Raw genomic sequence first — 13,378 nt, 5'->3', positions numbered from 1 at the left:
GTTTCCGAGACGCCGCTCACCCCAAACCCCACCAACATCCAGCGGTGTACGGGGTGTGTACAAACTGTGCACAGGTGTCACGCGGCCAAAAACGCCTCACAGGCCGCCTCGAACTCGCGCGGTTTTTCAGCGTGGAGCCAGTGTCCCGCCTCGGGGATTTTCGCGAAGCGCGCCTTCGGGAAAAGCGTCTTCACCCGCGCACGGTGCTCGGGCAAAACGTAGTCCGACGCCCCGCCCGACAGCATGAAAACGGGGCCCTCAAAAGTGCCCGCAACCTCAGGAAAACTCAGCACCGCCGCCATGTCCGTTTCCAACTGATCCAGGTTCAACCGCCAGCGTTTTCCGCGCACGTCCAATGACTGCAACAGGAAGGCGCGCACGCCCGCCTCTTCCACCGCCAACGCCAGTTGGCGGTCCGCGTCGCCTCGGGTCTCGACGGCCTCCAGGTCCACCGTGCGCATGGCGTCGATGAGAGCCTGTTGCGTGTGCCCATAAGCCACCGGCGCGATGTCCGCGACGACCAATTTGCGCACCGCATCAGGCGCTTGAAGGGCCAGCATCATCGCCGCTTTCCCGCCCATGGAATGGCCAATTACGTCAGCCTGTCCGCCGAATTGTTCAATGACTTCAGCAAGATCGCCTGCCATCGCGGGGTAGCTGTGGGGGGCGACCCAAGGGCTGGCGCCGTGGTTGCGCATGTCCACAGTGATAACACGGCGCGTCTCGGACAGGCGCTTGGCAATGACGTTCCAATTGCGGGCAGACCCAAACAGGCCATGGGCAATCAGAACCGGAGGCAGGGCGGCATCGTCGCCGAAAGTGTAGGTTTCCAACATGGAACCAGAGTTACGGCCCCTTGGCGCGAAATGCCAGCCATGAGGGCCCCAGGGGTTGAGAGGCCGGGGCCTACGCCGTAGATTTTGCATAGATTGCGTGGGGAGAGGCGATTCTATGGATCAGGCGGGCTACCGAAAAGTGACAGAGGAATTGCGCGACCTGATGGCAGAGCGCCTGTCGGTGCGGGCGCCAACCTTCCCCAGAGCGGTCCGCAAAGCAGGGCGATTGCTGCCGGCGCCGGCCCGCGCGGCGGCGCAAGAACTGGTGGCGTTAGAGCCCCGAATGGCGAACCCAAAGCTCGCCGCACGCACCGATCCCGCCCAAACCAAACGGGCCGCCGACACGATCCGCAACAGCCTGTCTCGCCACCGCCCCGGCGCCCGCGCCGCGCAACGGCGCAGCATTCTTGCCGCAGAAATCGGCTTCCGCGCCTTGGTCGTGATCGGCGTGGGCCTGGCCGTCGCGCAATGGTACGGCTCCGCCTGAGGCGCGCCGCTTTTTTCCAAGCCGCGCGCCTTTGCTTGGGTTAATGGGCGGGCTTGATAAACGTCCCGTTGTTCAAGTCGCGCATCGCCTGCTGCAACTCGGCCTGGGTGTTCATCACGATTGGTCCGTGCCACGCCACGGGCTCCTCGATCGGCGCGCCGGAGATCAACAGAAAACGCACGCCTTCCTCTCCCGCTTGCACCGTGACCTCGTCGCCATTGCCGAACCGGATCAAGGTGCGATTGCCGGACATGTCGCGGATGTTAACCTCTTCGCCCATCACCTCTTTTTCCAACAATACCCCTTGCGGACCCGAGGCATCGACGAACGCTCCTGCCCCCTGAAACACATAGGCAAAGGCCCGGCGATAAGTGTCGATCTTGAAGGTCTTCTTCACCCCCGGCGGCACCGAAATATCCAGATACTGAGGGTCCGCCGCAATCCCATCGACCGGCCCACGCTGACCCCAAAACGCGCCGGTAATAACGCGCACTTTCACGCCATCATCATCGGTCACCTCGGGAATATCGGAACCGGTAATGTCCTGATATCGCGGCGCTGTCATCTTGTCTGCGGCCGGTAGGTTGCCCCACAGCTGGAACCCATGCATCTGCCCCTTGGCATTGCCCGATGGCATTTCCTGATGCAAAATCCCCGACCCAGCCGTCATCCACTGCACCGACCCCGGTCCCAACTCGCCCGAGTTGCCAAGGCTATCGGAATGCGCGACCGTGCCTTCCAGAACATAGGTGATCGTCTCGATCCCGCGATGCGGGTGCCAGGGAAACCCCTTGGCATAAAGGGCCGGATCATCATTGCGGAAATCGTCGAACAACAAGAACGGGTCCAACTCGCTCGGGTCTTGGAACCCAAACGCACGATGAAGATGAACGCCTGCGCCTTCCATCGTGGCTTGCGCCGGGCGAGTCTCTAGAATGGGACGAATGGACATTGATCAGCCTCCTTGCGGCAATTGTGCAGCATAGATAGGACCGGGCAAAGCCGTCGTCTATTACGCACGACGGCACGAAAGGTGTGCAATGGCGCGTAAACATAAGAAGACTGACCCCAACGAGGTTCTGGCCACGATCGAGCCGCGCCCCCTGCGCCGTGGCGTGGCCGTAGGCTTCGTCGTATCGCTCGCCGTCGTCGTTTGGACCGTCGCCGCCCTGCGCCCGCCCGAGTACTTCAGCTACATGCTGTTCCTCGTGTTCTTCGGCGCCGGTTGCTTTTGGTTGGGCTACGCGATGTGGCAGGCCAGCCGCAAAACCATTGAGCTTACCCGTACGGAACTGCGCGAGGTCGGCGGCCGCGTCCTTTGCACCATCGACAACGTGGCCCGCGTGGACCGCGGCGCCTTCGCGTTCAAACCCGCCAGCGGCTTCCTTGTCCGCCTGAAAGAGCCCCATGCCCCCCGAGTCTATGCGCCAGGCGTCTGGTGGCGCTGGGGGAGAACACTGGCCGTGGGCGGTGTCACCGCGCGCCAGGACGGCAAGAACGTCGCCGATATGATGATCGTGATGCAGGTCCAAAGCGGCCAAGACATCTAACCACTCAGACGGCTCCTCGGGGGCTCCCCCCCCCTCCTCGCCGCTTCCAGACAAGGCGCCCCATCGCTGCAGGCGCGCCGCTCCTTTCTTGATCTTGGCAAATACACCTCCGGGGGTGTTGCGCATCCCATGGATGCGCAGAGGGGGCAGCGCCCCCTTTGCACAGGTTGGTCATCCAGACGCGACGTCCGCGCCTCAGATCCCTTTCGCCTGATAGCTCGACGCGACCCGGCTGATCGACACAAGGAACCCTGCCGTGCGCAGATCGTGCACATCGTCGCGCTCGTACCAGACCTTCCGCATCGCGGCGTAGGCCTCTCGCATCGTGTCATCCAGACCCGAGCGCACCAGCTCCAACTCTCCGGCGCCGCGCAGGTATTTCTGCTTGAAGTCCGGCGTCATCGACCACGCGCCGCCCAAGTGTTTATCCAATCGCTCCAACTCATCAACGATCAACTGGTGGCGCGCCTCTTCCTGGCGCCGTTGCATCCGACCAAAACGGATATGGCTCAGGTTTTTCACCCACTCGAAATAGGACACCGTCACGCCGCCCGCGTTGGCATAAAGGTCGGGGATGATAATCGCCCCTTTCTCCAGCAAGATATCGTTCGCCCCTGCCGTTATTGGGCCGTTGGCGGCTTCAATAATCAACGGCGCTTTGATCCGGGCGGCATTGTCGAGGTTGATCACCCCCTCCAACGCAGCCGGAATAAGGATATCGCACGCCTCTTCCAACGCCGCTGCCCCATTTTCATGGAAGCTCCCGTTGGGATAGTTCTTCACGCCGTTATGCTCCGCAATCCAATGGCGCAGATCGTCGATATCAATGCCATTGGCGTTGTGAATGGCCCCGTCGCGTTCAATCACGTGGGTGACAATGCTGCCGTCTTCCTCGCTCAGGAACTTCGCTGCGTGGTAGCCCACGTTGCCAAGGCCCTGCACGATCACGCGTTTGCCATCCAGTGACCCGCTAAGCCCCGCCTTGGCGACGTCTTCGGGGTGGCGGAAGAACTCCTGCAACGCATATTGCACACCGCGCCCCGTTGCCTCTACCCGGCCTTGGATACCGCCGGCGTGGGGGGGCTTACCCGTCACACAGGCGCGTGCATTGATGTCCGTGGTGTTCATCCGCGCATATTGGTCGGCCATGATCGCCATTTCCCGCTCTCCCGTCCCCATATCCGGGGCGGGGACGTTCTGGGCCGGATCAATCAGGTCGCGCTTGATCAGCTCATAGGCGAAGCGGCGGGTGATTTTTTCCAGCTCATCGGCATCGTATTCCCGCGGGTCGATACACAAGCCGCCCTTGGAGCCGCCAAACGGAGCCTCCACCAAAGCGCACTTGTAAGTCATCAGGGCGGCCAGCGCCTCTACCTCATCCTGGTTCACGCCAAGGGAGTAGCGGATGCCCCCTTTCACCGGTTCCGTATGTTCGGAATGGACCGAGCGGTAGCCGGTAAACGTGCGCACTTCCCCGCGCAATTTCACCCCGAACCGCACCGTATAGGTGGAATTACAAACGCGAATCTTCTCTTCCAGACCCGGTGGAAGCTCCAAAAGCGCCGCTGCGCGGTTGAACATCAAATCAACGGATTGTCGGAAACTGGGCTCTGCCCGGTTGGTCGTCATAATGCGTCTCCCTTCGCGTTGGTCTACAAACATCACGCCTGTAAACACTGGTGCCGCGGGGGCCGCGCGCACCCATATTCAGAAGGCCACAACAACGGTCATAGTGCAACCACGCGTTACTCCGGCCCCGAGAATCCTCGTATAAGAATTTCGTAAAGAACCCGTTTACTCCACGTCTCTGCCGCATTTCTGCCTTGCTTTGAAAGGACAACGATCCTCGGTGCCGTGGGTCTTGCCCATGGATCGGTATTTTTTTGATTGGGAGTAAAGGCATGTTCAGCCTTTTCCACAAAATGCAAAGTTCTGCCGGGGCGATTGCCGCCCGTCTGGCCCCTTCGCGATTCATGAAGCGCGAGGACGGGACGATTACGGCCTTTGCCTTGATGCTCTTTGTTTTGATGGTTGGCGCCAGCGGCATTGCGATTGACGTGATGCGGTACGAGACGCAGCGCACCCAACTTCAGTACACCTTGGACCGCGCCGTTCTGGCGGCCGCCTCTCTGACACAGCCCTACGATCCGGAAGGCGTTGTTCGCGACTACTTCTCCATTGCGGGCATTGAAGGCTACCGCCTTGATGTGCGCGTCGATGAAGGGATCAACTTCCGCCGGGTACACGCTTACGCGGAACTCGAAGTGCGGTCGCTGTTCATGCAGATGTTTGGGGTGCGGGTCATGACCTCGCCCGCGATTGGCGCCGCGGAAGAGCGTGTGCGCCGAATCGAGGTTTCCATGGTCCTAGATATCTCGGGTTCCATGGGGTCCAACAACCGCATGACGAACATGCGCCCCGCCGCGCGGGATTTCGTGACCGAGGTTCTCAACGCCAATGAAAACGTCAACAACGAGCTTCTCGTCTCCGTTTCCATCGTTCCCTATAACGGGCGGGTAAACGGCGGCGATCTGATCGACAGCGTTTTCGCCTTTGAGGACACGCACAACTATTCCAACTGCGCCCGTTTCGGCGCGGATGATTTCGCCACGACCGTGATTGATCCTGCGGAACCGATCCGCCGGATCGCCCATTGGGACAGGAACCGGGAAGACGATGACCGCTCCTTCAGCAGCCCCCATTGCCAAACTGACGAATACGCCGCGATCTTGCCTTGGGAATACCGCGAGGACGTTCTGCATTCCCATATCAACGCGCTGAACTCCGGGGGATGGACGGCCATTGACGTGGGGGTGAACTGGGCCGTCGGTCTTCTGGACCCCACAGCCGCCCCCGCGGTGGATGGGCTTATCGCATCAAACAATGTCCACGCTGACTTCGGCGATCGCCCCGCGCCCTACCGCGACAATGACCCGAACACGACGCTGGATGATGAAACGATCAAAGTTGTCGTGATGATGACTGACGGCGAAAACACCAACCAGTACGACCTGCGCGATGTCTGGATGGCAACCGATAACCGTTTGATCTACACGCCGGAAACCGGTGCTTCCGTGGTGCCGGAAGCGGGTGCCATCTACATGGGCTTCCGCGAGGGTTATTCGCAGGTCTTCCTTCATGAAGGCGTAAGCAACTCTACCTCGGACGACCGGTATTCGGTCTGGTGGGAGCCACAAAACCAGTTCTGGATTCCCTTGGGTGATCCCCGTGACGCCAACGGCATCTGGTCGAATGAACCCTTTGGGGGATGGGCCGCCTACGGGATGCTTGATCTAAGCGACCTGCAAGTCGTGGACGACTGGAACACGCTGCGCCACAACGCCTTTGACCCGGATCGCAACAACGACGGCGTCGCTGATGTGTTGGACGGCCGGGTTCTGGCCTGGGCGGATCTGTTTGCGGAACATACTGCTGAATGGATTTCGGAGGAATGGTACGAAGAACCGGCCCGCGCCAATGGCGACTGGCGTTTGCACAACGCGGTCGCCTCCCCCAGCTATCTATCGGCCGGCGGAACCCAAGCCGACACGAACCTGCGGGCCATCTGTGATGCGGCCAATGCCGCTGGCATCGTTGTCTTCTCTATCGGGTTCGAGGCCCCATCGGGCGGCCAGGAAGTGATGCGCTACTGTGCCTCGTCCGACGCCCACTACTACGACGTGGAAGGGATCGAGATTTCACAGGCCTTCGCCTCGATCGCGCGAACCATCAACCAGCTGCGGTTGATCCAATGATGTTGCCCCTGCGATACCAGATCCGCGAATTCTGGAAGGACGAGACCGCCACAGCGACGCTGGAATTGGTCATCGTCTTCCCGCTTCTGATGATCGTCTTCATTGCGGCCTTTGAAACGGCGATGATCCTGACCCGTCAGATCATGCTGGAACGCACTCTGGACATGTCCGTTCGGGTGCTGCGCTTGGCCCAGGGCGTCATCACCGACGCCGACACGGTGCGCGATACCATGTGCGCCAACACCAACCTGTTGCCGAACTGCGAAACGCTACTGACCATCGACCTGCAGCTGATCGACCGCACGTCTTACGACATGCCCTCCAATAATGAAGTCTGCGCAAACCGTGGCAACGATATCGTCATCGCCCCTGACAACGAATTCCAGGTTGGGGCCGACAACGATTTCCTGCTGATCCGCACCTGCTTGATCGTTGACCGTATTCTGCCCTTCTCGGGCTTTGGTCTGAACCTGACGCGGGACGAGTCCGGCGGTATGCACATGATGGCTTCAACCATCTTCGTGAACGAACCGAATTGAGGGACAAGAGCGATGAAACGCCTTATTACAAACTACCTCAAAGACACCACCGCCGCCGTTTCCCTGGAAACCGTGATCGTGTTCCCGATGCTGACATGGGCTTGGGTCGGCACATTTGCCTTCTTCGATGCCTACCGCGTCTACAACACGTCGATCAAAGCGACCTTTACGATTGCGGACCTGATCTCTCGCCAAACCTCAACGGTTTACGGGTATGACATCGAGGGCATGGCAGCCATGCTCGAGTCGATGATCCGCGACACCGATGGCGTCGAAATGCGCGTGACGCAAATCCTGCGCGATACCTCTGGCGATTACCGCGTCGACTGGAGCCATGGCACCGGAACGCAGGCGCAGCTCTACACGGCCAACCTCGCCGCCGTGGAGGATCGCCTCCCCGATATGGCCAACGGCGAGCGCGTCGTTTTGGTTGAAAGCTTCGTCGACTATGACCCCGCCTTCAACATCGCCATCAATGACCTGACGTTCGATAATTTCACCCTGACCCGCCCCCGCTATGCCGGCCAGGTGCCCTACGACGACGCCATGACACCGCCGTCAAGTTAAGGCGCAAGCGCGTTCCTTGCACGGAACGCCTGCCCTAACGATCTATCCAGCTCTCGACGATCCAACGGCGCAAGGCCCCTTCATCGAGGGAGGACAGGAACCTCGCGTCTGCGGGGTCCTCAAGGTGATGGAAAAAGACGATACGGTCGTTATCGTTGTATTCAGCCCGGACATATTCACCGTCTTCGGAACCCGAGCCGCCAATGGCGGGGGTGAAACCAAGCTCGCTCAGGGCGACCATCAATCTTTCCAGTTGGGCCTCATAAGCGGGGGAGAATCGTTCCCAAATCTCAACCGGTTCAGAGCCGGACAACCCCCAGGCGAAAGGTTCATTATCTCTCGGGCGTGGAAAGCGGGTTTTCATCGGAATGCTTCGTGCTTCATCTGGTGTCGATTGGTCGCCTATCCGCACAACGCCGGCAGCTTCACTCACAGACATTGGGTGCGTTGCCGAAACCTGTCAAGGTAGGCTCCAAGCCAGCCTCCCGTGCGACAGAAACGATGGTCAGCCCCCGTCCCACCCCAATTTTTCGCTCCGTCGCCGACTTCTCTTTTAATGTCGCCGTCAGACCTTCCCTCTGCCTCTCACCGGGCGTAACGTGCCGTCGAAACGAAGGTGAGCGATCGGAGACGCCATGCGCTATTCTGGGCTTCAGGTGCTTTGGCAAGGCCTGACAGGCAACAAGGGTTGGACACCCGCTTGGCGGGATCCTGATCCGAAACCCGAATACGATATCATCATCATCGGGGGCGGCGGTCACGGTCTGGCGACGGCCTATTATCTGGCGAAAGAGCACGGGCTGACCAACATTGCGGTGTTGGAGAAGGGCTATCTGGGCGGCGGCAACGTGGGCCGCAACACCACCATCGTGCGGGCCAATTACCTGCTGCCCGGCAACTCCGAGTTCTACAGCCACTCGATGAAACTGTGGGAGGGGTTGGAAGAAGACCTCAACTACAACGTGATGCATTCGCAGCGCGGAATCATCAACCTGTTCCACTCGGACGGGCAACGCGATGCCTATGCGCGTCGCGGCAATGCGATGGCAAACCAAGGTGACGACGCGGTGCTGCTGGATCGTGAAGGCGTGCGGAAACACGCGCCGTTTCTTGATTTTGAACAGACCCGGTTCCCGATCTTCGGCGGCCTCTATCACCCGCGCGGCGGCACCGCCCGCCACGATGCCGTGGCATGGGGCTTTGCCCGCGGTGCGGATCAGCGCGGCGTTGATCTCATACAAAATTGCGAAGTCACCGGGATAGATATCGAAAACGGCGCCGTGCGCGGCGTGCAGACAACCCGCGGCGCGATCCGCGCCAAGAAGGTCGGCATGGTGGTGGCCGGGCGATCTTCCCAGGTGGCGGCCATGGCGGGGATGCGCCTGCCGATCGAAAGCCACGTCCTGCAAGCCTTCGTGACCGAGGGGCTCAAGCCCACCATCGACAACGTCATCACCTATGGCATGGGCCACTTCTACATCAGCCAATCCGATAAGGGCGGCCTGGTCTTCGGCGGCGACCTGGATTTCTATTCCAGCTATGCCGCGCGCGGCAACCTGCCCATGGCAGAGCATGTGGTCGAAGCCGGGATGACCCTGATGCCGATGATCGGCAAGGCCAAGATGCTGCGAAGCTGGGGCGGGATCATGGACATGAGCGCCGATGGCTCTCCGATCCTCGACAAGACCCATGTCGACGGGCTCTATTTCAACGGTGGCTGGTGCTATGGCGGGTTCAAGGCCGTGCCTGCCTCGGGCCATTGTTTTGCCCATCTGATGGCCACGGGCCAGCCCCACCCCGCCGCCACCAAGCACCGTCTGGATCGCTTCAACACGGGCCGTGGCCTGTTGGATGAAGAAGCGACCGGCAGCCAACATAACCTACATTGAGGAGGCGCTAGATATGTTTATCCCCTGCCCCCTTTGCGGCGACCGCGACCTGCGGGAATTCACTGTCCGAGGCCATGCCCTGGGCGCCGACCGCCCGGAAGGCGAGGTCTGGTCCGACGCGTGGGACGACTTCATCCACAACCGCGAAAACCCCGCCGGGCGCACCCAGGAGCTTTGGTATCATCAAGGCGGCTGTAGTTCCTGGTTGATCGTGGATCGCGATAACATCACCCACGAGATTTTTGGCGCACGTCTGGCATCGGAGTCCAGAACATGAGGCTTGATAACAAGGGCTTGGTTGACCGCTCTGCCCCCGTAAGGTTCCACTTCAACGGCACGCCCTATTCGGGGTTCAAGGGCGACACGGTCGCCTCGGCGCTGATGGCCAACGGCGTGAAGCTGATGGGGCGCTCGTTCAAGTATCACCGCCCCCGTGGCGTGCTCACCGCCGGGTCCGAGGAACCCAACGCGCTGATCCAGGTGGGCGCGGGCGACGCCATGCTCCCCAACGTCCGCGCGACGGTGCAAGAGATCTTCGCAGGGCTGGAGACGACCAGCCAGAACCACATGGGTCCGCTTGGGTATGACGCCCTCAGCGTCAACGATCTGCTGCCCAATTTCCTGACCGCGGGCTTCTACTACAAAACCTTCATGTGGCCCCGTGCCTTCTGGGAACGCCTGTACGAACCGGTCATCCGCCGGGCCGCAGGCCTGGGCCGCATGACCCTTGCCCCCACCCCGGACCAGTCCGAACGCGCCTTTGCCTTTTGCGATGTGCTGGTGATCGGCGGCGGCCCTACGGGGCTTATGGCGGCACTGACCGCTGCGCGCTCCGGGGCCGATGTGATATTGGTCGAGGAAACCGCCGATCTGGGCGGGCGTCTGTTGTCGGACGGGGACATCATTGATGGCTTGCCCGCCGACATTTGGGTCACGGAAACGGTCGAGAAGCTGAAGGAAACCGGCCGCGTGCGTATCATGACCCGCACCACGGCCACCGGCGTCTACGACGGGCTCACCTTCGCCGCCGTGGAACGGGTCGGCAGCCACCGCGCCGCAACACCCGATCTGCCGCAGGAATGCTTCTGGCGTATCCGTGCGGGCCAAGCCGTGCTGGCCGCAGGCGCGTTGGAACGCCCCATCGCGTTCCCCAATAACGACCGCCCCGGCATCATGATGGCCTCGGCCATCCGCACTTACGTCAACCGCTACGGCGTCAGCCCCGGCGAACGCGTGGCGATCTTCGCGACTAACGATGACGCCCATAAGACCGCGCTGGAGTTGCAGGAAACCGGCGTTGACGTGGCCGCCGTGATCGACAACCGGCCCGATGCGCAAGCCTTGGGCGATTACCGCCTTCTGGCCGGGGCGCAGGTTACCGGCACCAAGGGCCGCAAGGCCCTGCAAGCGATCACGGTGCGCAGCGGCGGCGCTGACATCAAGCTGGAGGCCGACTGCCTCGGCATGTCCGGCGGCTGGAACCCGACGCTCCACCTCACCTGCCACACGGGTGCGCGCCCGGTGTGGGACGACGCGATCCATGCCTTTATCCCCAAACCCGATGCCATCCCCGGCCTGCGCCCCGCAGGGGCCTGCGCCGGCACGTTTGGCACCGAAGGGTGCCTGAGTGACGGCATCGACGCCGCGTCAGCGGCGGTGAAAGCGCTTGGAAAGCGCGTGCGCAAGCCCGACCTGCCCCAAGCCGAGAGCGCCGCAGGCGCGACCGAGCCGCTCTGGAGCGTGCCCGGCAAGGGCCGCGCGTGGCTCGACTTTGCCAATGACGTGACCACCAAGGACGTGAAGCAATCCGCCGCCGAGGGCTACAAATCGGTGGAGCATATGAAGCGCTACACCACCCAAGGCATGGCCCCCGATCAGGGGAAATCCTCTAACATCAACGCGCTGGCCATTCTGGCGGACACAACCGGCAAGGGTATCCCCGAGACTGGCACCACCACTTATCGCCCGCCTTTCACCCCCGTCGCCCTCGCCACCATGGGGGCCGGCGCCCAAGGCAAAGGCTTCGCGCCGGAACGCTTCACCACCTCTGACAAGGCCGCGCGTAGCCGGGGCGCGCCGATGATCTCGGTCGGGCTTTGGTATCGCGCCTCCTACATGCCGCAACCGGGCGAGACCCATTGGCGGCAATCGTGCGACCGGGAAGTCGCCATGGTCCGCAATGCTGTGGGGGTGGTCGATGTCTCGACCCTAGGCAAGATCGAGATCTTCGGCAAAGACGCTGGCGCGTTTCTTGACTTCTTATACACAAACAACTTCTCCGCCCTGAAACCGGGCCGGGCACGCTACGGGCTGATGCTGCGTGAAGACGGCCATGTGATGGACGACGGCACCACCGCTTGCCTTGCGGAAAATCATTACGTGATGACAACCACCACCGCTGCGGCGGGGCAAGTCATGGCGCATATGGAGTTTGCGGCGCAGGTCCTGCGCCCCGATCTGGACGTGGCCTTCACCTCGGTCACCGAACAATGGGCGCAGTTCTCGGTCGCGGGGCCGCTGGCGCGGGATCTGATGAACGGCGTGCTCGACCAGCCGATCGACAACGACAGCTTCCCCTTCATGCAATGCGGCGTGGTCTCCGCCCATGGCATCAAGGCCCGCCTCTTCCGCATCTCTTTCTCGGGCGAACACGCCTATGAAATCGCCGTGCCAAGCCGCTATGGCGATGCGCTCTACCGGGATCTTGTGGCCCGGGCCGAGGCTTTGGGCGGCGGCGCCTACGGGATGGAGGCGCTGAACGTCTTGCGGATTGAAAAGGGCTTCATCACCCATTCGGAAATCCACGGGCGTGTGACCGCTTTCGATGTGGGTATGCAGGGCATGATGTCGAAGAAAAAGGACTTCATCGGAAAGGCCGCCGCCACCCGTCCGGGCCTTCTGGAGGCCAATCGCGAACGCCTCATCGGCCTCAAACCGGTGGGGGAGGTCAAGGAACTCACCTCTGGGGCGCATCTGTTTGACGCCGACGCCGCGCTGACGCGCGAAAACAGCCAGGGCTACGTCACTTCTGTCGGATACTCTCCGACCTTGGGGCATTTCATCGGACTGGGTTTCTTGCGCGACGGGCCGAACCGGGCCGGCCATCACCTGAAAATGGTGGACCATATGCGCGGCGTCACCGCAGAGGTCGAAATCTGCGACCCTGTGTTCTTTGACCCTGAAGGAGGGCGTGCCCGTGGCTAAACTGACCCCGAAAACGCCCTTCGACGGGCTGCTTCCGATATCCCACGGATCCCTGACCCTGTCCGAGGCCCGCTACGACACGATCACATGGGTTGCGCCCGCCAAGGGCAAGGACGCGGCCGTGTCCAAGGCGTTGGAAAAGCAGATCGGCGCGGCGTTCCCCGAACCGGGAAAGATCAATGGGGCCGCCGTGTGGACCGGACCGCGTCAGGCGATGGTGTTGGGGAAAACTCTGAAGCCGATCACCGGGGCGGCGCTATCGGATCAATCCAGCGCATGGGCCTGCTGCGTGTTGGACGGCCCGCAAGCCAAAGACGTGCTGGCACGGATGCTTCCCATCGATCTGCGCGACACGGCCTTTGCCGTGGGCGATACGGCGCGCACATTGCTGGGACATATGAATTGCGTGGTGATCCGCCGAAGCGCTGACCGTTTTGAGGTCATGGTGTTCCGCTCCATGGCGGCCTCGGCGGCCCATGAAATGCAACGAACTATGGTTATGGTCGCGGCTCGGGAAGCCGCGCAATAAGGGAAGTGGCTCGGGAAGCCGC

13 protein-coding genes are annotated in these 13,378 nt (G+C 61.6%); 9 read left to right on the top strand and 4 right to left on the bottom strand.

Annotation, left to right across the window (positions count from 1 at the left end):
- Positions 1-77 precede the first annotated feature (77 nt).
- Positions 78-836, bottom strand: a complete 759-nt coding sequence (locus AADW23_RS08420; protein WP_341864060.1) for an alpha/beta fold hydrolase — start codon at positions 834-836, stop codon at positions 78-80.
- A gap of 115 nt (positions 837-951) precedes the next feature.
- On the opposite strand from AADW23_RS08420, the gene AADW23_RS08415 reads away from it, so the two are divergent.
- Complete coding sequence (locus AADW23_RS08415) at positions 952-1,323, top strand: hypothetical protein (protein ID WP_341864059.1); 372 nt, start codon at positions 952-954, stop codon at positions 1,321-1,323.
- A 40-nt stretch (positions 1,324-1,363) separates the two neighbouring features.
- On the opposite strand, the gene AADW23_RS08410 is transcribed toward AADW23_RS08415, so the two are convergent.
- Positions 1,364-2,275: a pirin family protein gene (locus tag AADW23_RS08410; RefSeq protein ID WP_341864058.1), complete on the bottom strand. Its 912-nt coding sequence runs from the start codon at positions 2,273-2,275 to the stop codon at positions 1,364-1,366.
- 88 nt (positions 2,276-2,363) lie between these two features.
- Between AADW23_RS08410 and AADW23_RS08405 the strand changes: the two genes are divergently transcribed.
- On the top strand, positions 2,364-2,873 hold the full coding sequence (locus AADW23_RS08405) for a hypothetical protein (protein WP_341864057.1): 510 nt from the start codon (positions 2,364-2,366) through the stop codon (positions 2,871-2,873).
- A 195-nt stretch (positions 2,874-3,068) separates the two neighbouring features.
- Here AADW23_RS08405 and AADW23_RS08400 read toward each other — a convergent pair whose 3' ends face one another.
- Positions 3,069-4,502, bottom strand: coding sequence for a Glu/Leu/Phe/Val dehydrogenase (locus AADW23_RS08400; protein WP_341864056.1), 1,434 nt, complete (start codon positions 4,500-4,502; stop codon positions 3,069-3,071).
- Positions 4,503-4,774: 272 nt separating this feature from the next.
- Between AADW23_RS08400 and AADW23_RS08395 the strand changes: the two genes are divergently transcribed.
- The 3 genes from AADW23_RS08395 to AADW23_RS08385 are packed head-to-tail and all read left to right on the top strand — an operon-like array spanning position 4,775 to position 7,734.
- Positions 4,775-6,628, top strand: coding sequence for a Tad domain-containing protein (locus AADW23_RS08395; RefSeq protein WP_341864055.1), 1,854 nt, complete (start codon positions 4,775-4,777; stop codon positions 6,626-6,628).
- Positions 6,625-7,167, top strand: coding sequence for a TadE/TadG family type IV pilus assembly protein (locus AADW23_RS08390; protein WP_341864054.1), 543 nt, complete (start codon positions 6,625-6,627; stop codon positions 7,165-7,167). Before AADW23_RS08395 ends, AADW23_RS08390 begins: the two co-directional genes overlap by 4 nt.
- A gap of 12 nt (positions 7,168-7,179) precedes the next feature.
- Positions 7,180-7,734 (top strand): hypothetical protein, encoded by a 555-nt coding sequence (locus AADW23_RS08385; protein WP_341864053.1) that lies wholly within the window; start codon positions 7,180-7,182, stop codon positions 7,732-7,734.
- Between the two features lie 34 nt (positions 7,735-7,768).
- Here AADW23_RS08385 and AADW23_RS08380 read toward each other — a convergent pair whose 3' ends face one another.
- Complete coding sequence (locus AADW23_RS08380) at positions 7,769-7,975, bottom strand: hypothetical protein (RefSeq protein WP_341864052.1); 207 nt, start codon at positions 7,973-7,975, stop codon at positions 7,769-7,771.
- 394 nt (positions 7,976-8,369) lie between these two features.
- On the opposite strand from AADW23_RS08380, the gene AADW23_RS08375 reads away from it, so the two are divergent.
- From AADW23_RS08375 to AADW23_RS08360, 4 genes are read left to right on the top strand one after another with little or no spacing between them, the layout of a single operon-like run.
- Positions 8,370-9,623 (top strand): sarcosine oxidase subunit beta family protein, encoded by a 1,254-nt coding sequence (locus AADW23_RS08375; protein WP_341864051.1) that lies wholly within the window; start codon positions 8,370-8,372, stop codon positions 9,621-9,623.
- Positions 9,624-9,636: 13 nt separating this feature from the next.
- The gene (locus AADW23_RS08370; RefSeq protein ID WP_341864050.1) at positions 9,637-9,900 is read left to right on the top strand and encodes a sarcosine oxidase subunit delta; all 264 of its coding nucleotides are present in this window, start codon (positions 9,637-9,639) and stop codon (positions 9,898-9,900) included.
- On the top strand, positions 9,897-12,827 hold the full coding sequence (locus tag AADW23_RS08365) for a sarcosine oxidase subunit alpha family protein (RefSeq protein ID WP_341864049.1): 2,931 nt from the start codon (positions 9,897-9,899) through the stop codon (positions 12,825-12,827). Before AADW23_RS08370 ends, AADW23_RS08365 begins: the two co-directional genes overlap by 4 nt.
- Entirely contained in the window at positions 12,820-13,356 is a 537-nt protein-coding gene (locus AADW23_RS08360) for a sarcosine oxidase subunit gamma (RefSeq protein WP_341864048.1), read from the top strand. Before AADW23_RS08365 ends, AADW23_RS08360 begins: the two co-directional genes overlap by 8 nt.
- The last annotated feature ends 22 nt before the right edge of the window (positions 13,357-13,378 follow it).

The organism is Gymnodinialimonas sp. 57CJ19, from assembly GCF_038396845.1.
Lineage (GTDB): Bacteria > Pseudomonadota > Alphaproteobacteria > Rhodobacterales > Rhodobacteraceae > Gymnodinialimonas.
Note: the sequence above shows the minus strand (reverse complement) of the source record. Positions and strands in the feature narration are given on the sequence as shown.